The organism is Collinsella sp. AF02-46-1, assembly GCF_003465825.1.
GTDB lineage: Bacteria > Actinomycetota > Coriobacteriia > Coriobacteriales > Coriobacteriaceae > Collinsella.
This window is the reverse complement of sequence record NZ_QSBV01000017.1, coordinates 15112-40521: the sequence shown is the minus strand read 5'-3', so window position 1 is coordinate 40521 and position 25410 is coordinate 15112. Positions and strand designations below refer to the sequence as shown.

Here is a 25410-nt window from a genome sequence, read left to right as displayed (position 1 = left end):
TTCTTTAGCTCTGAGCTCGCACGCGAGCGGCGCCGAGTTCGGTCAGATGGTATTTCTGGCCATGCTTGATGACCAAGCCGGCCTGCGCCAAGTCATTGAGCGTGCGTGACCAAGTGGGGGCCGAGTTTCCAAACGCCCTCGCCAGATCGGTAGCACCGCACGCTTGATTTTGCGCCAGATAGCCCAGCGCGGCGTTGCCGCGATCGCTTACGAACACGTCCGGTTGTGGCTGCGCATACTGATTTGCTGCATTAGGATACATCATTTGAGCTGCTGGTTGTTGAGAACTCTGCATCGGCGGCATTTGCTGTTGAAAACTTTGAGGCCACTGTTGGTAAGGCTGCGGAGGCATCTGCTGGGCCCAGGGGTTGTACTGCTGCTGCGGCATCTGCTGGTACGGCTGCTGATATCCCTGCTGGTACTGCTGCGGGAACTGCTGGCCATACCCCAGTGGCTGCATCTGCTGATATGGATATCCCTGTTGGTACGGCTGATAGCCCATTTGCTGGCTACCCGGTGCCCCCGTCGCCTGCTGCATTGCTGCTGTATCCTGATCCGCCAGCGGCATGGCCTGTGGCACGTTTGGCGGCATCGACATCGACGCCGCCTGGGGCTCTTGTGTAGGAAGCATTCCGGGCTGCTGCATCTGTCCCACGCGGGGCTGCATCTGTTGCGTTGCCATGGGCTGCTGCGCAAAAGCTCCCGGCAGGGGATATGCGGGCTGCTCCGTCTCGGGCCGCACGGCAGCACCGCGCCCGCCGGCGCGTTCGATTTCCTGCACGCGTTTAGGGTCCAGGCTTACCGTAACCACGGTGCCGTTGCCCATATTGTCCTCGATGGACACGGCCCCGCCGGCGTTTTCCAAATACTCCTGCACCATGGGAAACCCTGCTCCGGTTCCACGGATATAGCGCTTCATCTTGCTGTTTGCGCTGGTAACGCCAAAGTCGAAAGCGCGCTCCTTGTCGTCGATGCCGGGTCCTTGATCAGCAAAGCGGATGGTGTCTCCGCCGTCCAGAATCGAGATGATGGGCTCGGCAAAGTGTGCGTGGATAAAGTTTTCGACAATCTCGCGGATGACCATGAGCGAGATATGGCCACCTTGTTCTTTCATGCACTGGTAGACGGTGTTGGTCGTCTCTTCCAAATACGTGCGGACATCTTGCGGATCAATGACGATCACACGCGGTGTCGACAGCATGTCGTCATAGACGGCGATGCGCGCGGCGTACATGGCTTTTGGCGCCTGCGTGGTCGTCTGCTCGCCTTCCTCACGCTCTTCGCGCACGCCGGTGATGTGCTCGTTGTCGGGTGCCGGGTCTCCGGAATCGACCATGGTGTAAAAGTCGTCAGACATGCCGCTCGCAATCTTTCAAAAGGTTTCGAACAAATAGTAGCTCACCGTGCAATGTTTCTCATCTTTCGACAACTTTTCAAAACCTGTTGAAAACTTTGGAAAACGGACGAAAAGTTCTCAACATTGCCAACATGACCTGTTGAAAACTCGATGAAATATCGTGAAAAGTTGCCATGCACCGCTAAATCGAGCTCGGCTTATGGGGGAACCGTGTGAACTGCGCAACCTTTTACCTTTGATTTCTTGACATTTGAACATTGATTTCCCTACAATCTTCAAGCTCACGTGTCTATATCTGCGTCCGCGCCCCCGCGGACACTCGAAATGCAGCAGGAGGAACTTAAGATGAAGCGTACGTATCAGCCTAATAAGCGTAAGCGTGCCAAGACCCATGGCTTCCGTGCCCGTATGGCCACTAAGGGTGGTCGTGCCGTGCTCGCCCGTCGTCGCGCCAAGGGCCGCAAGCGTCTCACTGTCTAGCAGCGATACACACATCTCGCATGAAGACTATTAAGTCTCGGCAAGATTTCGAGCATGTGTTCAGTCAGGGGCGTCGTTTCAATCACCCTCTGATTCGAATGACCATATGTGAATCGGTTGGCGAAGGCGACTCCGGAAGGGTCGCCTTCGTTGGTGCTAAACGGCTCGGTTGTGCTGTCGTGCGCAACCGTTCTAAGCGTGTGATGCGCGAGGCCGCCCGCAGCTGTGGATTTCCCGTTGCGGGTTATGACATCATCTTGTTCGCAACTCCCAAGACGAGGGTTTCCTCGCCGCAGGAGATGGACAATGCATTGCGTTCGCTTATGAAACGCGCCGGCGTTGCCGGGGAGGAGCGATGAGCAATCACGTTTTGCGACGTGTTGCCATCGCTCCTATTCGCATATATCAACAGGTTATTTCGCCCTTATTGCCTGACGCCTGCATTTATTACCCAACGTGCTCGCAATACGCCGTCCAGGCGATTGAGAAGTACGGTGTTTTGAGAGGCTGCTGGCTTGCCGTGAGGCGCATCGCTCGCTGCAATCCCCTGCACGTCGGCGGTTATGACCCTGTGCCCTAGCGGGCACTCGCTATCGGAGGAAAACTTACATGTGGGATTGGATCGTTAACATCCTTTTCGAGCTGCTCAAGCTCATCCAGACCTTTGCGGTCGACTGGGGCCTGTCCATTATCATCCTGGTGGTCATCATCCGTCTGCTGCTGACGCCGCTTATGCTCAAGTCGACTAAGTCGACGGCACGCATGCAGGTGCTGCAGCCCAAGATGCTCGAGATCCAGGAGCGCTATGCCGACGATCCCCAGCGTCAGGCCGAGGAAATGCAGAAGTTCTACAGCGAGAACAAGTTCAACCCGATGGCTGGTTGTCTGCCGCTGTTGATTCAGATGCCTGTCCTGTTCGCCCTATTTACGCTGCTGCGTAACCTGCCGGACTACTTTAACGACGGCACGTTTTCGTTCTTTAATATTCTGCCCGACCTGACCACCACGCCGAGTGCCTCCTTTGCCGATGGCTTTATGGTCGCGCTGCCTGCGCTGGTCTGCCTGATCCTGTTCGCTGTCCTGACCCTGATTCCGCAGCTCTATATGTCGCGCAACCAGACCGGCCAGCAGGCTCAGAGCATGCGTATGATGGCCGTTGTCATGACGGTCATGATGCTTTGGATGGGCTGGAGCCTTCCCGTTGGTGTTCTGCTGTACTACGACGTCTCGTCTGCTTGGCAGGTTATCCAGCAGATTTTTGTGACGCAGAAGGTCATCGACAAGGCGAAGGCCGATGAGGAGGAGCGCCTTAAGAACGCGCCGCTGCAGGTTGAGGTTACTCGTCGCGAGAAGAAGCCGCGCCCGCACAAGAAGAAGTAGTGGGATATCAATCTTATTTAGGTACCTAACTTTTGGAGTACGTTATGTCTGAAGAGATCATCGAGGATATGCTTGAGGAGGTTGCCCCGCAGGTCGCGGGCGATTATCCCGAGATTGCACAGCGCTACAAGGCTGGTGAAGAGCTGACCGACGAGGAGCTCGACACCATTGCCGATGTCGCGATTTCCATCCTGCGTTCCATCCTTTCGCACTTCGATGCCGCCAACTCTCCTATCGATGAGTATGAGGGCGACGAGGGTGAGCTGATTCTGGATGTAACGGCTCCCGACCTTGCTGTTCTCATTGGCCGTCATGGTCGCACCCTTGATGCCCTTCAGGTTATGTTCTCATTGCTGGTGAGCCGCAAGCTCGGCTTTAGGTATCCGGTTGTAGTGGACGTCGAGGGATACAAGAGCCGCCGTCAGGACAAGGTTGCCTCCATGGCTCAGTCTGCTGCCGAGCGTGCCATCCGCACTCATAAGAGTGTTTCGCTTCCGCCCATGAATGCCTACGAGCGCCGACTGGTTCACATTGCACTTCGTGGCAATGACGCCGTCGATACTCATTCTGAGGGTTCTGACCCCGATCGCCATGTGGTGATTGTTGCTCGATAATCTACTCGAGCTTATGCTAAGGGGACGTGGTTTCCACGTCCCCTTTTTTTGTCAAAAGTTCTCGATACACTGATTTTTGTCAGAAAGGAGCTTTCGTTGTTAGTACTTACTGATCAGCAGGCTGACGAGATGTTGAGTCGTCTAACTTCCTATTGCAAAGAGTATTCCTTGAGCGTAACTGATACTGAGCTGAGGAAATGTATTCAACATTTGGATTTGGTTCTGGAAACAAATAAGACAACCAATCTCACCCGTATTCTTAACATAGAAGATGCTGCGGTACTTCATATCCTCGACTCACTTGTTTTGCTCCCCTATATCAATAAGGCTCCTGAGGGAGCTTTGCTCGATATGGGAACAGGTGCGGGCTTCCCTGGTATTCCGTTAACCATAACCACGCATCGTAAAGCTACTTATATTGACTCTGTTGGTAAGAAGGTTGATGCTGTCAATTCTTTTGTTGATGTTCTTGGATTGAAACATGCTCATGCGGTTCATGATCGCCTTGAAGAATATGCTCGAAGCCATAAGAAGCAGTTTTCTGTCGTAACCGCCCGCGCACTTGCCCCTCTACCGATTCTTGTTGAGTATGCTGCTCCGTTCCTCAAAGACGGAGGGCTATTTGTTATCACCAAGGGTAATCCTTCGGATGAGGAGCTTGCTTCCGGCATGTCAGCAGCTAAGATTTGCGGCTTCACTTTGCTTCTGAATGACGCAATCGATTTGCCTGAGGGCTTGGGCCACAGGGAGTTCATTGTTCTTAAAAAGAGTCATCCGGCATCCGTTTCATTGCCTCGTGCAAATGGCATGGCAAAGAAGAATCCGCTTGCCTAGATGTTTCACGTGAAACATAATGGATACTAACAACTTGCAGTGTTTCACGTGAAACATGGCGGTTGATATCGAATCGGAATGTTTCACGTGAAACATCCTCCGTTTGACAGCTTTAATACACACCAGGAGGGACCGTGGGATTTCGCGACGTTAAGCGTTCTAAGAGCGCAAAAGACATGCGTATCATTGCAATCATCAATCAAAAAGGCGGCGTCGGTAAGTCAACGACGGCTGTGAACCTTGCAGCAGCACTGGGTGAGCAGGGTCGTAAGACACTGATTGTCGATTTTGATCCGCAGGGAAACAGCACCAGTGGATTTGGAATTGAAAAAGAAGACCTTGATCGCTGCATCTATGATGCATTGTTGAATGATGTGCCGGCAGAATCGCTTGTTCTTGATACAAATTGCAAAAAGGTATTCGTAATTCCAGCTACGATTCAGCTTGCAGGTGCCGAAATTGAGCTCGTAAGCGCAATTGCTCGTGAAACCCGCCTCAAAGATTTGCTTGAGCCGATTCAGAACGAGTTCGATTTTATTTTCATTGACTGTCCTCCTTCGCTCGGCCTGCTTACTATCAATGCCTTGACCGCAGCAGACAGCGTTTTGATTCCGATCCAGTGCGAGTACTACGCACTCGAGGGCGTTACGAAGCTGCTAGAGTCAATGAAGATGGTCAAATCACGTCTGAACAAGGGCTTAGACACCTATGGTGTGCTTATGACCATGTATGACTCGCGTACTTCTCTATCGAATCAGGTTGTTGAGGAGGTTCAATCGTACTTTGGTGATAAGGCATTTAAGACGCTAATCCCCCGTACGGTTAAAATCTCCGAAGCTCCGTCTTTTGGAGAACCGGTAATTACCTATGCACCTCAAAATAAGGGTGCAAAAGCGTATATGAACCTTGCAAAAGAGGTGATCAAGCGTGCCTAGCGTAAAGAAACGTGGCGGATTGGGACGTGGACTCAATGCTTTGGTCTCAGAGGCCGAGTATGAGACCGGTGGTTCTGCTGTATCTGCTTCAAATGCCGCATCTGTAACAAAACTACCTATTGAGGATATCGTTCCCAACCCTAATCAACCGCGAATTCATTTTAATGAAACTGAACTTCGCGAGTTGAGCGAGTCAATCCAAGAGCATGGCGTTTTGCAGCCGCTCTTGGTTCGCAAGCATGGATACGGCTATGAGATCATCGCTGGTGAGCGTCGGTATCAGGCATCAAAGCTTGCTGGTCTTGAGGAACTGCCTGTCATCATTAAAGATGTTAATGATGAAGAGATGCTGGCTCTTGCTCTTATCGAAAACCTTCAGCGTTCTGATCTGAATCCCGTCGAAGAGGCTAAGGGCTATCGCCAGCTTATCGATGCCAGCGGTATGACCCAGGAGGCATTGTCGAAAGCAGTAAGCAAGTCACGCTCTGCAATTACAAACTCGCTGCGCCTTCTCGATCTCCCCGAAGTAGTTCAGCAGATGATTTTTGAGGGTAAACTTACTGCTGGACATGCACGTACGATTCTTGCAGTTCCCTATGAGGACGCACGAATTCGACTTGCAGAGAAGGTTGTTGCGGAGGGCCTTTCCGTAAGAGCGACAGAAAATCTTGCTCCATTGTTTTCTGCCGGAGAGACAACTAAGACGCCACGGCCTGCAACGCCTCAGTCTTTTAAAAAGGCTGCGCGTGTACTTCGTCAGGTATTTAATACCAACGTTCGTGTGAAGAGCTCGCGTGGAAAGAATAAGATTGAGATTGAGTTTAAAGACGAGGAAGAGCTCTCTCGTATTCTTGGTGAAATGATTCAGTTTGATCAAGGAGGCCAAGATGAGGAATAAGATTTTTACTGCGATTGCATTGGCGACGACTGTCGCGGCTGGTGCCTTTGCTGGCTATAAGATCGCGACAGACGATGAACTTCGAGGTCGTTTGCTTCGTGGCGCGCAAGATATCGTTGATACGTCAAAGAAGAAAATGGATGTTATGACAGAAGATGTTGCCATGCGCACTGCTCAGGTAACGAAAAATCCTAAGATTAATCAAGGTTGGGTTAGCAACCAATGGGAAAATGTAGGCTATTAGGTACCTAACAATTACCCTGCATTTTTTAAGGGGCCCTTGTCTGATTCATGAGACAAGGGCCCCTTATTTTGTCCGTAAATAATGGGAAAGGTAGCAGCTGGTCCAAAATTGATGTCAATAATGAAACGGCCCCGGTTGCATATCCTGCAACCGGGGCCGTTCGATGTTTCACATGAAACGTTTTGGAGTAAGACTCCCCTAAGCGTTCTTCTGAACTTTGAAGCGCTGTTTCAGCTGTCCGCAAGCGGCGTCAATATCGTTACCACGGGAGTTACGAATCGTGGTCTCGATGCCACGGGACTCAAGACGACGCTGAAGATCCTCAACCTTATGAATCGGCGACGGCTTGAGCGGGCTGCCCTCGATGTCGTTTAGTTGAATCAGGTTAACGTGGCACAGCGTTCCCTCGCAGAAGTCGCAGAGTGCCTGCATCTCGGGATTCGTATCGTTGACGCCTTCGATCATGGCATACTCATAGGTCGGGCGGCGGCCAGTCTTCTCGGTGTAGAGCTGAAGCGCTTCGTGAAGGCGAAGCAGCGTGTACTTCTTAACACCGGGCATGAGCTTATTGCGCGTCGACTGGATGGCGGAATGCAGGGAAACGGCAAGCGTGAACTGCTCGGGGATGTCGGCAAATTTGCGAATACCGGGAATAACGCCGCTGGTAGAGACGGTGAGGTGACGAGCGCCGATACCGATACCATCGGGGTCGTTGAGGATACGCAATGCCTTGAGAACCTCGTCGTAGTTGGCAAACGGCTCGCCCTGGCCCATGAAGACAACGCTTGTGGCACGCTCGCCAAAGTCGTTGGATACATGAAGCACCTGGTCGACGATCTCTTGAGCGGTCAGAGAGCGCTTGAGGCCGTTGAGACCGGTAGCGCAAAAGGCGCAGCCCATGCCGCAGCCTGCCTGGGTGGAAACGCAGACGGAAAGTTTGTTACGACGGGGCATGCCGACAGTCTCGACGGAAATGCCATCGTGGTACTCGAGCAGATACTTGCGCGAGCCATCTTTGGAAACCTGCTTGGTGAGTTCAGTCGGCGTATCAAAGGCAAAAGCCTCTTTAAGCTGCTCACGGAAAGCCTTGGGAAGGTTGGTCATATCGTCAAACGAACAAACGTTCTTCTCAAAGACCCATTCGATGAGCTGCTTCGCGCGGAAGGCGGGCTGGCCAAGTTCGGCCACGAGCTCGCGAATATCGTTTTGGCTCAAGTCGCGAATGTCCTGAGATTTAGTCTTGGGATTCATGGAAGCCTTTCGATTTTGGGGAAACGTAGAGGGTATCGCTACAATATGGTATCAGCTGCAGAAATTATAGAGGAGGAGTCTGCCCATGCCGGGTAAAAGCCTAGAGAACATGCACGTAGCGGTCTTGGCGGGCGGTCATTCCGCCGAGCGCGAGATCTCGCTCGATTCGGGAAAGAACGTTGTGGTGGCACTGAAGGAAGCCGGCTACACCTCGGTGGAGCTGCTTGACACGGCCGCTGATGACTTTATGGTAACCATGGCGACCGGCGGATTCGATGTGGCATTTATCGCCATGCACGGCGCCGGCGGTGAGGATGGCGCCATGCAGGGTGCCATGGAGACCCTGGGTATCCCCTACACGGCCTCGGGCGTACTTGCCAGCGCCTGCGGTGCCGACAAGGAGGTCTCTAAGCTCCTATACGCCAAGGCGGGCATTCCCATTGCCCCCGGCCTTGCGCTCGAGGTGGGCGACGAAGTCGATATCGATCATATCGTCGAGGTTTGTGGCGAGCGCTGCTTTGTGAAGCCGGCCGTCAACGGTTCCAGCTATGGCATTTCCCTGGTCCATGAGCCCTCCGAGCTGCCCGCGGCAATCGCCAAGGCGTTTGAGTACGGCGACAAAGTGCTGGTCGAGAAGTGCATCGAGGGTACCGAGGTCACCGTCGGCGTATACGGCGAAGATGACGTGCGCGCCCTGCCGATTGTCGAGATTCGTAAGCCCGAGGACTGCGAGTTCTACGATCTGGACGTGAAGTATGTCGACCCTACGGATATCCATCGCATTCCGGCGCAGATTTCACCCGAGAATTACGCTCGCGCTCAGGAACTTGCCTGTGCCGCTCACAAGGCCCTCGGTTGCCTGGGTATCTCGCGCAGCGACTTTATTGTGAGCGAGGACGGCCCCGTTATCCTCGAGACCAATACCATTCCCGGCATGACCGATACGTCGCTGTATCCGGATGAGATCCGCCACACCGACGACATGACGTTCCCGCAGGTCTGTGACAGCCTGATCCGTATGGGCCTTCGTCGAGCGGGCATTGCATGCTAATCGAGGACGCGGTTTCGTCAGGAACGCCGCAGTTTGTCATCGACTCCTATGCCACGCTTGCCGACCGCGCCAAAACGCAGTCCTTCGGCCTCATCGAGGAAGATGTGATTATCCTCGATACCGAGACCACGGGTCTTTCGGTGCAGGACAACGAGCTGATCGAGATCTCGGCGGCCCGTCTTTCGGGCCGCGAGGTCATCGACCGCTTCGATACCTTCGTGCATCCCAGGCAGCTGATTCCCGCCGAGATTACCGAGCTCACGAGCATTACAAATGCCGATGTTGCAGATGCCCCGTCGGCGGTTGAGGCCGTCGCCGCTCTCGCCGATTTTGTCGGTGGCTGTCCGGTGATCGCACACAACGCCACGTTCGACCGCTCGTTTATCGAGTCGGTCAAAGGCGGCGTCAACGTGAGCGATATTTGGATCGATTCGCTGGCGCTGTCGCGCATCGCGCTTCCGCGCCTGGCCTCGCACAAGCTGTCTTTTATGGCCGATCTGTTTGGCTGCGACTCGGTATCACACCGTGCCAATGCCGACGTCGACGCCCTGTGTGGCGTATGGCGCGTGTTGCTCGTGGCGCTCACCGACTTGCCCCAGGGCCTCATGGCGCGCCTAGCCGACATGCATCCGGACGTGCCTTGGTCCTATCGTCCTATCTTCTCATTCTTGGCAGGGCAGAACCCTGGTTCCATCTTCTCTCTCAGCGCCGCTCGTGCTGACGTTCTCAAGGCCGATCGCGCCGACGATCGGGTGGACGCCGATGAACTGCCGGTTCTCAAGATGCCGAGTCGTGAGGAGATCGAGGCAGACTATGCGCCAGGTGGCCTGGTCAATCGCATGTATCCCACCTACGAGCCGCGTGATGAGCAGATCGCGATGGCGCTCGAGGTCCGCGATGCGCTGGTCACGGGCACTCATCGAGTAATTGAGGCAGGCACCGGCGTCGGCAAATCGATGGCCTATCTGGTGCCTTTTGCCGAGGCAGCACGCCGTAACAACATCACGGTTGGTATTGCGACCAAATCGAACAATCTTGCCGACCAGCTCATGTACCATGAGCTGCCAAAACTTGCGGAGCAACTGGACGGTGGTCTGTCATTTTGCGCTCTCAAGGGGTATGACCACTATCCGTGCCTGCGCAAGCTTGAGCGCATGAGCCGCGGCCAGGTCGAGATTACCACCAAGCGCGATCCGGCGGACACGCTCACGGCGGTCGCGGTCATTATGGCGTACGTCTGCCAATCAGCCGATGGCGACCTCGACTCGCTCGGCATTCGGTGGCGCAGCGTCAACCGTCCCGACTTTACGACGGCCTCGCGCGAGTGTGCTCGTCGCCTCTGCCCGTTTTTCCCTGATAAATGTTTGGTCCACGGCGCTCGCCGTCGTGCGGCGCATGCCGATGTGGTGGTCACCAACCATTCCCTGCTGTTCCGCAACGTCGCGGCCGAGGGCAGGATTTTGCCGCCGATTCGTCATTGGGTAATCGACGAGGCCCATTCCATCGAGCGCGAGGCGCGCCGTCAGTGGGCGCGCGTGGTGTCGGCGGACGAATCACGCGTCCTGTTCGAGCGCCTGGGTGGCTCGAGCACCGGCGCGCTAAGCCAGGTTTCCCGTGATTTGGCAACCTCCGAGGGCTCTACGCTCTATCTGGGCCTTACTGCCAAGGCGACGTCGACGGTTGCCCGCGCGAGCATGGCAATCGCCGACGTGTTCGATGGCGTTCGCGAGCTCGGCCGCCGTGCGCGTGGGGGTTATGACAATGCCAATCTATGGATTGGCCCCGAGCTGCGCGAATCAGACGACTGGCATGATTTCTTACAGTCGGCCTACACTGGCATCGACGCATTGGAACAAGCTGACAAGAGCGTCGACGCGCTGGTGCAAGCCGTCGCCGCCGACAAGCCCGAGGTTGTTGTCGACCTGGGTGATATCTCGCGCCGCCTGCACGAGCTGGCCGAGAACCTCAAACTCATCATTGATGGCACCGATGAGCACTACGTGTATTCGCTGCAGGTCAATCGCAGACTTCGTGCCGGCGGAGAGTCGATGACCGCAGAGCGCATCGACATTGGCGAGGCTTTGGCAACCGAGTGGCTACCCGAGGTTCACACGGCTATCTTTGCCTCGGCGACCATGACGGTGTCCAAAAGCTTTGAGCACTTTAACCATGCGGTCGGCCTTGATCGCATCGGTGCTTCAACGTCGTCATCGCTGCACTTGGATTCGAGCTACGACTTCGATTCGAACATGGCTGTAGTCGTTGCGGGCGATATCCCCGATCCGCGCGATCGTGAGAGCTATCTTACGGCGCTCGAGCGCGTACTGGTCGACGCCCATCTTGCCATGGGCGGATCGGTGCTCACGTTGTTCACCAATCGGCGCGACATGGAGGACCTATACGCCCGCGTTGAGCCCAAGATGGCCCGTGCGGGTCTGGAGCTCAACTGCCAGCAGCGCAACTCATCTCCTCGTCGCCTGCGCGACCGGTTTATCAACGAACCGACCTCGTCGCTTTTTGCGCTCAAGGCCTTCTGGGAGGGGTTTGATGCCAGCGGCGAGACGCTGCGCTGCGTCATCATTCCCAAGTTGCCGTTCTCAAGCCCCACGGACCCGCTCTCGTGCGAGCGCAACCTGCGCGAAGACCGCGCATGGGCGCGCTATTCGCTGCCCGAGGCGGTGCTCGAGGTTAAGCAGGCCGCGGGGCGTTTGATTCGCTCGTCGACCGATAGCGGTGTGCTGATCTTGGCGGATCCTCGCCTGGTGACGAAGGGCTATGGCAAGAAGTTCTTAACGTCGCTGCCCACGAGCTCCTACCAGCGCATCGAATCGGCGCAGATTGGGCACTATCTACAGCTGTGGCGTGCACGCCACGAGCGGCGGCGCTAAAGCGGACAGACGAGGGTTTTTGCCATATCGCACAGACGCTTTGACAGGGCGGGGTCATCCAAGATGCGGATGGCTCCGCCCGCTGCGATTATCTGGCTCAGCAGCCAACGCTCGGAGCCGTAATGTACGGTTACCGTTGCCATGTCTGTCCCGCTGCGCTTGATTAGGGTGATGCCGGCCCAGTCCAGATGCTCCGCCATATCGAATGGCATCAAGAGCTTTGCGCTGCGCTGCGTCCGGGCAAGGGAATCGTGGAGGGATGCGACGTCCGGTGCGTGAGGCACGACGGAGTCTTCCGTTAAGGCGAGTCCCTCGATTTTATCCATGCGATAGGTGCGCTGCTCATCGACTGCGATGTCCCAGGCAATCAGGTATGTTTGGTCGCCGTTTGCCGTAATGCGCAAGGGGTCGACCAGACGCTCGCGTGGCCGTGCATCGTCCATCGAGCGATACGAGATACGGCAGCGAACGCCGTCCTGAATGGCGCAGCTCAGCTGCTGCCAGTGCGACCCGTGGTTGACGGTGTCAAAGACGCGCTGGTTATAGCCGAGCTCTTCGGGTAGAAGAGCAAATCGAATCCGAGCCGCCGTCTGCGGCTCGATCCCCAACGATTCAAGCTCGTGGTTGAGCACGGCGCCCTCGGCGGCACTCAGGCGCAGCGGTAGCACACGACCGGCGTCACCGGTGAGGACCACACGCTCGCCGTGGCATTCGCAGATGATGCGCGCGCCCGATTCTCGGTCCGCGAGCGTCGAGACGATCTCGAGAATCTCGTCGAGCGACGCCCCCGTGATGTCAAAGCGACTGCAAATCTCGGTTCGTGTCATGCCGCTCTCGCCGGCGGCGTAGAGGGCCTCCATGATGTCGATGGCGCGCGAGAGCCTCTGCTCGCTGGTGAGTTTACGCACGGGCATGCTCGTGCACCGTCCTTTCAATGAGGTGGTTCCACGCCTGCTTGAGCGATTTGGGGGCCATGGGCCTCATGCCGTCCATGGCGTGGGCCATGCAAAATGAGGCGGCGGCTTCAAGATCGCGCACGGCAACGGTCCAAGTCCATCCCGAATCGGTGTGTGCGAGCTCACCTCGCCCGCGCGTGAGGCCGTTGATCATATCGATCTGCGTCTGCGGGGCGAACGAGAACGTAGCCGCAACGGGCGGGCGGTCGGCAAAATCGAATTCAAAGAACAGGTAGTCGTTGAGATTGAAGTCTGCAGGGATGGCGTAGGCCTTCGAAGGACGCCAAGCGCGAACGATACGGTCGCAGCGGAATGTCCTGATGTCGTCGGTGGCATTGTCGAGGCCGCAGAAGTACGCAACGCCCTCGCGCTCGAACATGCCGTAGACGCAGACGGTACGCTCTTTCTGCTCACCGCGTCCGTTCTGATATAAAAATCGCAGCGCGCATCGCTCGGCAAAGGCGCTCCATACCGCATCGACGGTGGGAGAGCGGCGGATCGGTGCTTCGTCCGCCGTCGTCCTGCCGGTGAGGTAGGCAATCTTGGAACGAATATCGGCAAGCGGCGCGGCAAAAGTGGATGAGCCGGCCGCTATTGTCTGGTCGATAGCGTTGAGCAGGATATCGGCGTCGTCTGCGGTGATGAGGCCGCCTGCCGCAAACGTGTGCTCGCGGTCGATTGTCCATGAGCTTTCCTCGGTCTCCTGCGCGCCGGCGGGGCGAACCTCCTTGATTAAGATGCCGCGTTCGAGCAGTTTGTCACGATCGCGCCGAAACTTGCGCTTATCCGAGTCGATATTGCCCGAGCCATATCCCAGGTCAGAATCCAAGACGATCTGCTCGGTCGTCAGCGGTTCGGGGGAGCTGTTGAGCACAAAGAAAAGATTGAGGATGCGCTGAGCCGTTTTATCGAAACTGGGCTCCGAATTTCCCTTTTTAATTGTCGCGGTCGCGTCGCTTGCCGTCATAGAGTCCTCGCATGAGAAGGTGGTTTGCTGCCATGATTTTAGTCCGATATGGAGATTAGGCTATATCCTTGTCCGCTCGGGGCGTTAAGATGGCCCGAATTCGGTCGTTTGCGCTCGCTCGGGGTATACTTTCGACTATATACGGTTCTAATGTGCAAGCATTGGGCCTATTTGTCGGATTATGGATGTGGAGCGCACATGGCGAACACCCAGAACTATATTAACCACCTGCTGCAGAACACCGGCATTACGCCGGCATGCAGCGAAGAAGAGCGCTTGGCTGCCGAGGATATCGCTCAGATCTTCCGCAACCACGGCTTTGATCCCGAGGTTCAGGAGTTCAATGCCCCGGCGCCCAGTAGATTGGCATTTGCCGTTACCGGCATCCTTGCGTTTGCCGGCGCCCTGCTGATGGGCATCGGCGGCGGTATCGGCTTGGTCGGCACCTTGCTGGCCATTGTCGGTGCCGTGCTCTACGTGCTCGAGCGCACGGGCCACCCCGTGGTTTCGCGCCTGGGCAAGACGGGCGTGAGCCAAAATGTCACCGCCTACCACAAGGCCTCGGGCCCGCTCGCATCTCCGCGCAACCGCCCGGTGGTCGTTGTCGCACACTACGACTCTCCCCGTGCTGAGCTGCTCGCCCGCGAGCCCTATGCTTCGTATCGTGCACTCATCGCCAAGCTGTTGCCCGTTGCCACGGTTGCCCCTGCTGCCGTTGCCATCCTGCGCATCCTGCCGCTCCCCGGCGCGCTCAAGGTTCTGCTGTGGATTGTCGCGATCCTCGCTTCCCTCGTTGCACTTGTCAACGCGGCAAACATCATCTCTAACCGCCGCATTCTTCCCTATACGTCCGGCGCAGTGTGCAACAAGTCTTCTGTCGCCGCTATGCTCGGCGTTATGGACAACGTTGCTCCCTTCCAGGGCGAAAACGAGTTTCCCGACGATGTTCCGTTCGATACCTATTTTGGGGAGCAGAAGCGTCGTGCCGAGGAAATGGCGCGCGCAGCGGCGGAGTATGCCGCGGCCCAGCAGCAAAACGACTACGGCAACACCATCGAGTATGAAGAGCCTACCTACGCCGAGGACGAGTTCGGTCAGCCGATTGCTCCCGACGCTCCGGCCGAGCCCGAACAGGGTGAGGCTTTCGACGAGCAGATCGCGGGCTTTGAGGGTGCGTCTGCCGACGAGACGCTGATTGGCGCCATTGTGCCCGAGGATCAGAATCAGGCTGTCCAGGCCGAAGAGTTCAATGACGAGGTTCCCGCTGCCGAGCCGGCGGAGGAGCCTGTCGCGGCCGAGCCCGAGCCCAAGCTCTATCGCAATGCCGCCGGCAACATCCGCTTTGGTTCGGATGCCATCCGTGCGCTCGGAATGCTTCCCGAGTCCTGCACGCTCGATTACGAGGAGGGCGAGGAGCCGACGTTTGAGGCCGAGCCTGCTCCCGTCGTGACGGCGCCTGCGCCCGTTGCCACCGTGGATGATGAGTCTGCCGCGGTTACCGCTGCCGTTGCCGAGCCCGAGGCAGTGTCCGCGATCGATCCCGCGGCAGGACTGGACATTTTGGCTCCCGCCGCGCCGGCGCAAGACGTTGCGGACGAGTCTGACGACGATTACGTTGAACAGCCGAGGCGTGCGTCTTACGAGAGCGATACTGATTTCTCGGCCGAGATTCCCGCGGCAACGCCCCATGCCGATATTGCATCCGCGTTCTCTTCGATTGGCGCCGGCGCTTCCAACTTCTTTAAGGGTGCGCTTGCAAAGGGCAGGAAATTTGTCGACGATTTCGAGGAGAAGCGCGCTGCCGCACGCGAGGCTGCCGAGCAGGAGGCTATCGCTCAGCAGCAGGCAGCCGAGGCGGCACGTGAGCGCGCGGCGCAAGAGCTCGAGCAGAACGAGGCTATGCAGTCCGTGCCCGTCGACGCTGCCGAAGCTACAACGTCCTTTGAGTCCCAGCAACCGGCGTCCACGGATGTTGTTGAGGCGACGACGTCTTTCGAGGCTCAGCAGCACGTCGATAGCACCATGTCGTTTGATGCCGCGCAGTTCGATTCCACGATAACGTTTGAAAAGCAAGGCACCGCGATTGCCGAGTCCCTTCCTGTTTCCGATGAGCGGGGCGATGCGGCAGACGATGACGAGCCTATTGATGCTGCCGCAATCCAAGATGCCGCCGAGGACGAGCCCGTCGAGGCCAACTCTGACGAAGAGCAATACGCAACAGCCGAGCAAGATGATTCGACCGAGGTCGAGCAGGAGGAAGTGCCTGCGGTTTCCGAGGCTCCCGAGACAGATGAGTCGAGGCCTTACTCCACGCAGATTTTCACCATGCCGACCCCGAGTGGTTCCGGTGCCACGGTTGCCGATGTTGCTCCCACCCAGGACGAAACGGTCGATTCCCTTATGGCCCAGATTTCCTCCCAGGCATCGCCGCGTCCGCAGATGAATGTTCCCGATCCGGCGTCAGCTCCGTCGCCTGCACCTTCCTCGTCTCCGCTGGCTTCGGTCCCCGATCCGTCGCTGCCGTCGATGAAGCAGGCAAACGTTGCGTCTCGCACGTCGCTGTTCGACCTTCCCGACCCCTCCGCACAGGTCAACGACCCCTTTGCTACCGCTCAGGGTCCCGAACCCACATCGGCACCCGTTGCGCCTCCTATGCCCGTTGCGTCGGGCGCTCAGCCGATCGAGACCATTTCGGCTCCCGCCCCGGCGGCACCCAAGTCTCGCAAGCGCGGCCTGGGCGGCCTGTTCGGTTGTAAAAAGAAAAACGAACAGGACAGCATGAGTGATTGGCTGGGCGTCGAAGACGATTACGATGCCAAGAAGTCCGGTCGCGGCATCGGTTCGTGGGATAATTTCGAGGACGATAACGATGGCTGGAAGGGCGGCGCTACGTCTTCCGACGGCGCTTCTTCCGAAGATATGCTCTCGGCTGTCGCCTCTATGGGTGACGATGAGCTGCTCGGTCACGATATCTGGTTTGTGGCAACGGGCGCCTCGGATTGTGATGGCGCCGGTATGAAGGCCTTCTTGGCTTCGCATCGCGATAAGCTCCGCGGCGTATTCTTCATCAATCTTGAATCCGTCGGCGCCGGTAGGCTTTCGGTGGTGACGGTTGAGGGCGAACAGCAGCTGCTCAAGGGCGATCGCCGCATCATGAACCTGGTCAGCAAGGTGTGCAAGTCGTTCCATGTCGATTGTGGCGCGCTCGAGATGCCCTATGCCAAGACCGATGCCTACGCCGCGCTCGAGGCGAGCCGCCGAGCCCTCACCATCGCCGGCGTGGACGGCACGCGCCTGGCTTGCGCTCGTACCGAGGACGACCTGCCCCACAATGTCAACCCGACGAACATTGCCACGGTATCCGAGGTCGTGACCGAGGTTATCCGCCGTTCGTAGACGGAGCTCTAAGGAGTCAACGTGTTTTCGTATATTAAGCGCCATTGGCCTGTCTACGTGATTTTGACCTTGATCGCCATTGCGTTAGGATTTGGGGCTGCCTACATCGTGGGTGCGAAGGGCTCGACCCCCGCCTCCGCAATCAGCGAAGAGGTGGAGCAAGAACAGAGCACGGGTGCCGATGGGATTCCTGAGTCCGAGCAGGCAATCGTTGATGGTGGATCTTCGTCTGCAGAGTAGATACGGCGATTTACATGATTGAAAGCGGGCGAGCCGGGGGACTGGCTCGCCCGCTTTTTTATCGCGCTAGCGCTTCTCTGGGATCGACCTAAGGCGAGCGAACCATAAGGCTGCGGCACCCGAGGTCAGAAGCGCGGTGATGCAGGCGGCGATGGGAACTGATCCTGTTGCCGGTAGGTCCTGCGGTAGGGTACAGCGTTGAATGACACGGTCCTCGTCATGTGACTCAAGTTTATCGCCGCCGCCGTTGCGGCAAAGATCGACGCGCGCGCTGTTGGTGAGTGCGGTTTGGGGCGTATAAGCCGACGTTGCCTGCATGTGCACGGCTGCGCCCCGAGCGTCTGTGCCAAGGATTGCTTTGGCATCGTCAAGGTCGTCGTGCTCATCTTTGAGATCATCACGGGTCCAAGAATCCACATCGCTTCGAGTCGTAAAGTCGGCGGCTACTGCACCGTATTCAATGCGAATGCCCGTTACGACGGTATTGGATGCAAGGTCAAGTTCTTTCGCCTCGAGTGTGGTGGATTCCGTGGTCGAGACATCCGCCTTCCAGAGGTGCCAGCCGTCGTAATCGACGAGGCGGCAATCCTCACCCAGACTCTCTTTTACTTCGTCGGACTCAAGCCAAGGATTTTCGTGCCCATCGTCAAGCGTCGCGTTTGCCGGCCCATCGACGTCTGTCGAGTCCAACGGCGTCGTGCGATACCACACGTTGCACAGACCGTTGAGGTCGCCGATGGCGACGGGGGTTTCGATTGAGACGAATCTCGCCGTGCCGTCTTTGGCACACTCAAGATCATCGGTAATTGTGAACTCATCAACCCGGGTAGCTGAATCGTTTCGAGCGTCGATGGTATAGGAGAAAAGTCCGTCCGTATTGGTTTGCGTTGCGGCGCGATTTTTACCATCGCCGTTGGCCAGCAGACCCTTCCCGATAGGTTGGACAAGCTCCTGACGCTTGTCGACCTGTCCTTTGATCTCGATGGGCGCATCCTTCATCGCGACAGATTGGACTTCTCCCGTATCCTTTATTTCAAACGTTATCTCCTCGGCAAGGTCATAGGTCCGCGGAGACATCATTTCGCGCAACGAGTAGGTGCCGGGTGCAAGATGTTCGACGCGGTGCGGCTTGTCGGATGAGGTCCAGGAGTCTATTTCGGTTTTATCGGGACCATATAAGGTGAGTTGTGCGCCTTCCACTTCCTGCTCACCGCTTGCATCGACCTTGGAGATATCAACCTTAGTGTAATCGTCGGATACGTTAAGCCGTGCTTCCACAACGGGCGTTTTCTGGTCGGCATAAGCGAGGTCTACGATATGGGGCGTTCGGTCGAGCAGGAAGCCGGCCGGCGCTTGAGTCTCGACAACCTCGTAGCGTGCGGTGCCAGATCCCAGCGGGAGGTCGTCCGCGCGTGCTTCTCCAGTTTCATCCGTTGTGACGGTAGCAACAGTCTCACCGTCGAGCGCGGCAATGCTACCGTCGGGGCGCACGATATCACCCGAGGCACGGATCTCAAAGATGGCGCCCGCTAGGCTGCTGCCGTCTACGGCATCGGTTTTAACGATCCTGATGTTTCCGGTCGCGGCGTGGTCATAATACGAGGCGATTGCAACGGGCGTTAGGTTCATGTCGGCGGGTATGTTTACCTTGATCTCTTCGCCGACAAGATAGGGCTCTTTGGCCGAGGTTTCGCGTACATAATAGGTGCCCGGCACGAGCGATTCGGGCAGTGTGACGGTCCCGGTCGCGTCAGTCGTAAAGGTGTCCATTACGTTATGTGCTGGATACCAGCAAGTTTGTGAGACAGGTTCGTGATTGCTGTCGAGGAGTTGGAAGGTGAATCCGGCTAGTGGAACAGAAGCGCCTGTTTGGGCATCGCGTTTTACAATCTGGAGATGCGTCGACAGAGCGTGGTTGTCCACGATATATTGAAGCTCGGCGCCGTCGGAAATCTGATTGGCCCCGACGGTCCATTCCCCTGCACGTTTAAAACCCTCGGGGACGGTTTCCGGAACCTCGCGAACCGTGTAGCCGGCGCGGTCGTATGGGATGGCTCCGTGGACACCGGCGGGTCGCTTGCCTGCGCCAAACCATGCTTCTGACTGATCTTTGGTGGAGGCAAAGCCATAGATGTTTGTGGTCAGTGTGCCAACAACCTGCTGAGAGCTGTTGCTGACAACCTCAAAGACAACACCTCCCGCCGGCTGCTCCAGGCCGGATTGGTCGCTATTGCCGTAGTCCTTGAATTTGGAAATCTCAAGGTCAAACGCAATGGGGATATCGGAAACGCGAGATTCGATCTCGACCACGCCTGAATCGCCGAGCTGGTCGGCTCCAACGGTATAGGTCCAGCTGTCGTTGGATGGCAGGTAGCCCTCGGGGGCTTTTGATTCGTAGATGGTAAAGGTTCCTAAGGGGACATCGGCGAGAGTGGCCCGACCGCTTTCGTCGGTCGTGAGGATTTGCGCCCATCCAGGGGTTGATTGTGATACGCACACGAATTCTGCTCCTGCGAACGAAGCTCCAACTTGGGGGCCTGCATTCGTCGCGGCATCGAGCTTTGCGATGCGCAAGGTAATGGTGCCAGGTTGTTCATCAATGGCGACCCGCCCGCCGTCATTCCCCGTGGTAAAGGCAATACGATCGTGGCGGGGGACATAGCCGGCCGGCGCCTTCGTTTCAACTAGGTAGTATGCCGTGTTGGGCAGAAGTACTGCCTGCGCTCGACCGTTGCTGTCCATCTGGACGGTGCCGACACGCGCGCCGCTGGCGCTCTCAAAAACATCGAATGTTGCCCCGTCAAACTCATAGGTATTGTTTCCGCTGGTAATGGCAGCGTTTGCAGACTGCTTTTGGAAGGAAACAGAGACCGTCGGCAGTACATAGAGCATGTCTTGACGTTTGCTGCCGCCCGATACGGTTCCTAAATAGCGCCGCGCGCGGTGCGGAGCGGCTTTGATGCTTCCTGATTTTGCGCTGTCGTGGAGCCATCGCGCAGCCGCCACGACTTCATCGTCGGCGGTAAAGTGCCCACTCTTGGTTTTGCCCTGAGCGGTCGTGTAGGAGTAGGTGCCGTCGACATGGGTAGTGCCGTTGAGCATCCATACGGCAAGCTGGGTGGCGGCGCGGGCGCGATCGGGTGAAAGATGGTAAGCGCCAAACGACGTGGCGGTAGGATATCCGTGACAAACGATTGCCGCGAACTCGTCGTCGAGCCACACCCAGCCTTGATCAAAGTTGAGCCATGGGCCGCCCGGCTTGGTGGGGCCGGGGCGCTCCTGGTTCATGCAGTAGGCAATCGAGGCGTCTTGAGCTTCATACTTGCCGATAAAGAAGGGCCCACAATCATCGCTAATAGTGCGGAAGCCGAGCTGGTCGTAGCCATCGACGGCAAATGCGGCTCCCGGTGCCAGGCAGCCGAAAAGCAGGAAGAGGAGCAGGAGCAGCGGACCTGTTGCGATTGCGCTGTGGACAGAGTGCGTGGGTGCGTTGGACATGGCTGCTCCTTATCCCTCGTGCGCCGCACGGGGAGGCCGCGGCGCTTGGGATGAGGCTACCGCCATGGTTCATGCGGGTAGGTACCAGAAGCTGACCAAAAGCTTGCCCGATTTCTGACAAATCGAGCCCAAATACAACAATCAGATAAAAGTGCAGGTAGAAGATAGGGAGAACAGGAGGTCAAAGGTCCTCGTCTCCACAATTGACATGTTTTCCAAACGAATCTCCACAGCTAAAACAAGCATCGACACCCTTGTATCGAACAAGACAACCGCGTTATACTAGCCAACACACAAGCGGGCATCGCCAAGTGGTAAGGCATCAGCTTCCCAAGCTGACACTCGCGGGTTCGAGTCCCGTTGCCCGCTCCAGTTAAGAGCACAAGCACGGCACCATCACGGTGCCGTGCTTTTTTCAATAAAGTGCTGGGATTCGAACCCGACAGGGTGCGAGCGTTAATCAAATGTCCAAGTGTGAATTCTCACACTATGCCGTTAACCAACTTACTACGATACGCGTTGCATTTTGTTTGTGTTGAGGCTATAGGCTTAACGGCGGTTAAAAGGTCGCCTCACTAGGTGTTGGAGACAACCTTCTCGATGGCGATATCGACCTGCTCCTGTGCCAGCTTGGTAGCCTCGTTCTCAAGTTGGTCAGCCTTGGCCGAGGTGCTCACGCTCCTGTCCATAAGGTCGGCGATGGCAGATTCGACGTCCGCGCCAAGACGGGGAACGCGAATTTTTTTGATATCGATAGGGCTAAGTTGAGGCACCGAGGTTCCGTATGCGCAACGAACGACCGACGGCCTGCCAACGGTGGGACTGTTCAGAAAAGCAAGCAGGTAGCCAGTTCGAATCTTTGTAACGTCGGGATAGATTCTCAGCAGATGGTTGCTGCCAAACATTCCCTCATGATTCTCCGTGAGCAAAAGAGCTCGTCCTAGGATGCCGTACTTTTGACCAGAACATGCCATGACGAGAGTTCCCGGCTTTAGGATGTAACGCTCCCAGTTTTTAATGAGCTTGGCGTAAACAAATTTTGTCGGTTGAGTGTTAACGTCAAAGACCTCGGACACACCCACAAAGGGAACGTTGGAATCGCCATAAAACCGCTTGAAGCGAGGAAGCTCTTCGACGTCCTCTACAAGTTCAGCAAGTGGCGCATACTCCATTACGTCAACCAATGAGTCTACGGCGCTTATAGAGCCGGCATAACTGTCAGCATCAAGGCGCGATCTGTTGTCAATAACTTTGGATAAACTCACCACGCATGTTCCTGCAGGACTTTCTGCCTCACAAGCAATACCGACCTCCTTCTCCAACAGCTTAAACGCCCCGTCCCGCAGCTTCCAGGCCTCGCCGCGCAGGCGCACAGCCTCGGCAGCTTTGTCGCCGATGGCTTTGCGCGTGGCCGCATCGGGCATGATGACCGGAAACTCGTTGGCGTGGGCCACCTCGATGTGCTTGATCATGTGACCGTACTGAGACGCTCGTGCGATCTGCTTGAAGAAGTCCGTCTTCATATACGCGTAGAGCCAGCCGTACTCGTCTTGGTCCTTCGGCTCGATGCGCAACAGGTCGTCCGTGATGACCTTGTTCAGGTGATGCGGGTACACGGCGGTAACGTTGCCCACCACGCCCGAGCGCGAAAGCAGCAGCCAATCCTGATTGACGAATCTAGAATCAGCCTGGGGCACGAAAGGCGCGGCGAGCCACTTCCTCACTCGGGGAAAGTCCTCGAACACCTGGCCGGCGGTAAAGAAGGGTAGCCCTTTGCCTTCCGGCACGGTATACCCCGTCAGTCTGCTCGGCTGCCAAATGTCGGTAAGGTCACCGAGCCTCTTGTGGTTGTCGCACTGGTTGGCAAGGCGTACGAAGCCGTACCCGTCGCGCAGGTAGGTTGACGCCTCGAGCCTCACGTCGCCGCCCAGCACGGTGGAAAGTCGGACGCTCTTCACCAAAGGCGCGATCGTCATTGGTCTCGCCTCCATTCAAAGAAGGCGCCGGCGATCGCCATCGTCTCGTCGTCCACCACGCGCTCCTTCGAGGTGTGGCTGCTCTCCTCTTCGGAGCCCACGTTGCCCGTCACCGCGGTGGTCTGCTCCTGCACAATGGGGTAGCCGTCATCGTCGCGTACATAGGTGGTCTGACCACGCTTGTCGTGCCCTACGTGGTCACAGATGGCCATAAATATCTTGTAATCCTGGAAGGTACCGTCCTTGCAGTATGCCTCTTCCTCACTGTCCCAGCGTCTCAGCACAAGGACGGATGTCTGCACGCCCACGTTGGGTTGGAACGCATCCGGGTGCATGTCTACCGAACCCAGGATCTGCGCATGGCGCAAAATCCACTGGCGCACGTAGCCCAGACCCGGGTTGCCCAGGATGCCGTTGGGAATGACGAGCGCCGCCACACCCACGCCGGGCTCAAGCAGGCGGATACACCGCTCGATGAAGAGGATCTCGGGCGGCTGAGATGAGAAGAGCTTGGGTTCCATGCTCCACTCGGCATCTTCCTCGGACCACGACCAGGTGTGTCCAAGGTCGAAGGATTCCAGAATCGCCGGGTCTTCGATAGGAATCTTGGAGCCAAAAGGTGGGTTGGTCATAATCGCCGTAACGCCGTGCCCCGGCTGCAGCGCCTTATTTGCCGCAATGTCGGCGGCGTCCAGGCGCAGCGCCTTTTGCAGTTTGGGTTCAAAGCCCGAGAACGGCTCGAGCGAGTTGGCGTGGAACAGCTGTCCGGTGCCGTCGTTGTTCATAACCATATTCATCTTGGAGGCACGCACTAGGATGGGATCAAAGTCGATGCCCACGATATGCTTGGACAGGAACTCGCGCTTGCGCGCGATCAGAGCCTCTTGCTTGGCTGCTTTGCTGCGCCCGCTCACCTCGACGGAGTCTCTGATCTTCTCAAGCACGTAATTCATGGCCGTGACCAAAAAGCCGCAGGTGCCCATGGCGGGGTCGAGGATGACGTCGTTTTCGGACGGGTCGACCATCCGCACCATCATGTGGCACATGTTGCGCGGCGTGAAGAACTGGCCCTTGTCACCACGCAGGTTGGAGCCCACGATTGTCTCGTACGCGTGGCCCTTAACGTCCACGTCGCTCTCGAGCAGGGAATACATTTGCAGCTGCGCCACGATGTAGGCGAGCACATCGTCGGTTAATGCGATGCGCTCGTCGGCCTTGAAGATGGTCTCGTACGACTGCTTGACGTTTCCAAAGAGTGCCTCGATGCGCTTGCGGCACTTCTTCTTACCCGCGGCGCCCTGGCGCTCGGTTGGCGTGATGTAGAACGTTGGCGTCTCGGAGTCGCGCTCATCCTGGATTTTGCAGAAGATGATCTTGAGCAGTTCAAGGAATGCCTCGGCCTTTTGGATGCCTTGGTTTCCGGCGATGTAGTTGTGACAGCGGCGGAACGAGTACAGCAGCGAGTCACTGGCGGCGGGGCGCAACTGGTCGAAGCGCGGCGCGTCGTCGGGTACCTCGCCACCAGCATGTGGCAGATCGGGCACGGCCTCGGGGCCGCGCTTGCCGGCATCGTCCACCACGTAACGGAAGGTAAGCAACTCGTCGCCGTTGGTCCACATGCCATAGGTCGAGTTCATGCAGGCAGACGCATAGGAGTGCATTTGATCTACGCCGTCTTTTTTGCCTTTGGCCTTGGTCTTGGGGTCTTTGCACTCGACGATGATGTGGATGTTTTCCTGGGTGTGCGCTTTTCCCGGCTCCCAGATGGCGACGTCGACCGCTTTTCGGTTGCTGCCGAACTTGATCGACTCCTCGACCCCGATCTGCTCCTTCTTGTAACCGTACTCACGCACGAGGGACTTTAGGATTTCCTGGCGCACTCGCTCCTCGGGGGTGTCCCTGCGCTGCGTCACGCCGTCGATGAAGTCCAGTATAGTCTCCGGCTGGATGACCGAAGTCTTGCTCACTTGCGACATTACGATTCCGTCCTTCCAACCTTGGTGTTGGTATCAACGCGTGCGGGGCCGCCCGATGCGACGCCCATCTCGCGGCTAATCAAATCTTTAAGAAATCCCTGCTTGTTTTCCTGTGCGGAGAGGAATGACCAAATCTCCTCTTCGGCGGGATAGAACCGCAGACAGAACTGCTGGGTCTTGTCGTGCTTGTACTTACGATCGGCTCGCTTCTGAGCTTCTGACGGCATGGCACCTCCCAAGGACATAGCTTAGCCATAATAGGAATTAGTATAGGTCTACACCTATATGTAGACAAGCAAAATATCACGAATCAGCAGGTAAAGGATGATTTTTAATTAAAGAAATAGAAGCCAACAAATGTAAAAACGGCCTCTAAGACATTGGACGTTTTTACGGTTGAGGAAGGTGGAGCTTGAGAAATGATCCGCCATGAGCGCTCCCTGCCGCTCGTGCATGGAGTGGCAGGGAA

21 protein-coding genes and 1 tRNA gene are annotated in these 25410 nt (G+C 56.9%); 14 read left to right on the top strand and 8 right to left on the bottom strand.

What is annotated here, in order from left to right; translation table 11 throughout:
- Positions 1 to 4: 4 nt before the first annotated feature.
- The gene (locus tag DWV20_RS07900; RefSeq protein ID WP_118256742.1) at positions 5 to 1357 is read right to left on the bottom strand and encodes an ATP-binding protein; all 1353 of its coding nucleotides are present in this window, start codon (positions 1355 to 1357) and stop codon (positions 5 to 7) included.
- A gap of 345 nt (positions 1358 to 1702) precedes the next feature.
- Here DWV20_RS07900 and rpmH point away from each other — a divergent pair, with 345 nt between their 5' ends.
- The 9 genes from rpmH (at position 1703) to DWV20_RS07855 (ending at position 6742) form a co-directional block, all read left to right on the top strand.
- Positions 1703 to 1837: a 50S ribosomal protein L34 gene (rpmH, locus tag DWV20_RS07895; RefSeq protein WP_019127408.1), complete on the top strand. Its 135-nt coding sequence runs from the start codon at positions 1703 to 1705 to the stop codon at positions 1835 to 1837.
- A 20-nt stretch (positions 1838 to 1857) separates the two neighbouring features.
- Entirely contained in the window at positions 1858 to 2196 is a 339-nt protein-coding gene (gene rnpA, locus DWV20_RS07890; protein ID WP_082435526.1) for a ribonuclease P protein component, read from the top strand.
- The gene (yidD, locus tag DWV20_RS07885; RefSeq protein WP_022093804.1) at positions 2193 to 2417 is read left to right on the top strand and encodes a membrane protein insertion efficiency factor YidD; all 225 of its coding nucleotides are present in this window, start codon (positions 2193 to 2195) and stop codon (positions 2415 to 2417) included. The genes rnpA and yidD overlap by 4 nt, the downstream gene beginning before the upstream one ends.
- A 29-nt stretch (positions 2418 to 2446) precedes the next feature.
- Positions 2447 to 3217: a YidC/Oxa1 family membrane protein insertase gene (locus DWV20_RS07880; protein WP_055251326.1), complete on the top strand. Its 771-nt coding sequence runs from the start codon at positions 2447 to 2449 to the stop codon at positions 3215 to 3217.
- A gap of 44 nt (positions 3218 to 3261) precedes the next feature.
- Entirely contained in the window at positions 3262 to 3831 is a 570-nt protein-coding gene (locus DWV20_RS07875; RefSeq protein ID WP_022093802.1) for a R3H domain-containing nucleic acid-binding protein, read from the top strand.
- Between the two features lie 168 nt (positions 3832 to 3999).
- Positions 4000 to 4665 carry a 16S rRNA (guanine(527)-N(7))-methyltransferase RsmG gene (gene rsmG, locus DWV20_RS07870; protein WP_233502312.1) on the top strand — a complete coding sequence of 222 codons (666 nt, stop codon included), beginning with the start codon at positions 4000 to 4002 and terminating at the stop codon, positions 4663 to 4665.
- Positions 4666 to 4799: 134 nt separating this feature from the next.
- Positions 4800 to 5600 carry a ParA family protein gene (locus DWV20_RS07865; protein ID WP_118256741.1) on the top strand — a complete coding sequence of 267 codons (801 nt, stop codon included), beginning with the start codon at positions 4800 to 4802 and terminating at the stop codon, positions 5598 to 5600.
- A complete protein-coding gene (locus DWV20_RS07860; RefSeq protein WP_199581804.1) occupies positions 5593 to 6498 on the top strand; it encodes a ParB/RepB/Spo0J family partition protein in 906 nt (301 codons plus the stop codon). The genes DWV20_RS07865 and DWV20_RS07860 overlap by 8 nt, the downstream gene beginning before the upstream one ends.
- On the top strand, positions 6488 to 6742 hold the full coding sequence (locus tag DWV20_RS07855; protein ID WP_099432405.1) for a hypothetical protein: 255 nt from the start codon (positions 6488 to 6490) through the stop codon (positions 6740 to 6742). Before DWV20_RS07860 ends, DWV20_RS07855 begins: the two co-directional genes overlap by 11 nt.
- A 198-nt stretch (positions 6743 to 6940) precedes the next feature.
- Here the strand turns inward: DWV20_RS07855 and rlmN are convergent, their stop codons facing one another.
- Positions 6941 to 7993 (bottom strand): 23S rRNA (adenine(2503)-C(2))-methyltransferase RlmN, encoded by a 1053-nt coding sequence (rlmN, locus tag DWV20_RS07850; RefSeq protein ID WP_117634727.1) that lies wholly within the window; start codon positions 7991 to 7993, stop codon positions 6941 to 6943.
- An 85-nt stretch (positions 7994 to 8078) separates the two neighbouring features.
- On the opposite strand from rlmN, the gene DWV20_RS07845 reads away from it, so the two are divergent.
- Both DWV20_RS07845 and DWV20_RS07840 read left to right on the top strand, forming a co-directional pair.
- Entirely contained in the window at positions 8079 to 9044 is a 966-nt protein-coding gene (locus tag DWV20_RS07845) for a D-alanine--D-alanine ligase (RefSeq protein WP_117655795.1), read from the top strand.
- Positions 9038 to 11932, top strand: coding sequence for a helicase C-terminal domain-containing protein (locus DWV20_RS07840; RefSeq protein WP_118256740.1), 2895 nt, complete (start codon positions 9038 to 9040; stop codon positions 11930 to 11932). Before DWV20_RS07845 ends, DWV20_RS07840 begins: the two co-directional genes overlap by 7 nt.
- Here DWV20_RS07840 and DWV20_RS07835 read toward each other — a convergent pair.
- On the bottom strand, positions 11929 to 12846 hold the full coding sequence (locus DWV20_RS07835) for a YafY family protein (RefSeq protein ID WP_117584018.1): 918 nt from the start codon (positions 12844 to 12846) through the stop codon (positions 11929 to 11931). The two genes, DWV20_RS07840 and DWV20_RS07835, sit on opposite strands and share 4 nt — an antisense overlap.
- Entirely contained in the window at positions 12833 to 13855 is a 1023-nt protein-coding gene (locus tag DWV20_RS07830) for a YafY family protein (RefSeq protein WP_117584017.1), read from the bottom strand. The genes DWV20_RS07835 and DWV20_RS07830 overlap by 14 nt, the downstream gene beginning before the upstream one ends.
- Before the next feature lie 198 nt (positions 13856 to 14053).
- Between DWV20_RS07830 and DWV20_RS07825 the strand changes: the two genes are divergently transcribed.
- A complete protein-coding gene (locus tag DWV20_RS07825; RefSeq protein ID WP_118256739.1) occupies positions 14054 to 17251 on the top strand; it encodes a hypothetical protein in 3198 nt (1065 codons plus the stop codon).
- A gap of 21 nt (positions 17252 to 17272) precedes the next feature.
- Positions 17273 to 17491: a hypothetical protein gene (locus DWV20_RS07820; RefSeq protein ID WP_022094153.1), complete on the top strand. Its 219-nt coding sequence runs from the start codon at positions 17273 to 17275 to the stop codon at positions 17489 to 17491.
- Between the two features lie 66 nt (positions 17492 to 17557).
- On the opposite strand, the gene DWV20_RS07815 is transcribed toward DWV20_RS07820, so the two are convergent.
- A complete protein-coding gene (locus DWV20_RS07815; RefSeq protein WP_118256738.1) occupies positions 17558 to 20989 on the bottom strand; it encodes a SpaA isopeptide-forming pilin-related protein in 3432 nt (1143 codons plus the stop codon).
- A gap of 297 nt (positions 20990 to 21286) precedes the next feature.
- On the opposite strand from DWV20_RS07815, the gene DWV20_RS07810 reads away from it, so the two are divergent.
- A tRNA-Gly gene (locus tag DWV20_RS07810) sits at positions 21287 to 21361 on the top strand.
- A gap of 203 nt (positions 21362 to 21564) precedes the next feature.
- On the opposite strand, the gene DWV20_RS07805 is transcribed toward DWV20_RS07810, so the two are convergent.
- The 3 genes from DWV20_RS07805 to DWV20_RS07795 are packed head-to-tail and all read right to left on the bottom strand — an operon-like array spanning position 21565 to position 25168.
- A complete protein-coding gene (locus DWV20_RS07805; RefSeq protein ID WP_117634739.1) occupies positions 21565 to 22965 on the bottom strand; it encodes a hypothetical protein in 1401 nt (466 codons plus the stop codon).
- Complete coding sequence (locus DWV20_RS07800; RefSeq protein ID WP_117634741.1) at positions 22962 to 24941, bottom strand: N-6 DNA methylase; 1980 nt, start codon at positions 24939 to 24941, stop codon at positions 22962 to 22964. The genes DWV20_RS07805 and DWV20_RS07800 overlap by 4 nt, the downstream gene beginning before the upstream one ends.
- Complete coding sequence (locus tag DWV20_RS07795) at positions 24941 to 25168, bottom strand: hypothetical protein (protein WP_117634743.1); 228 nt, start codon at positions 25166 to 25168, stop codon at positions 24941 to 24943. The genes DWV20_RS07800 and DWV20_RS07795 overlap by 1 nt, the downstream gene beginning before the upstream one ends.
- Positions 25169 to 25410: the final 242 nt, after the last annotated feature.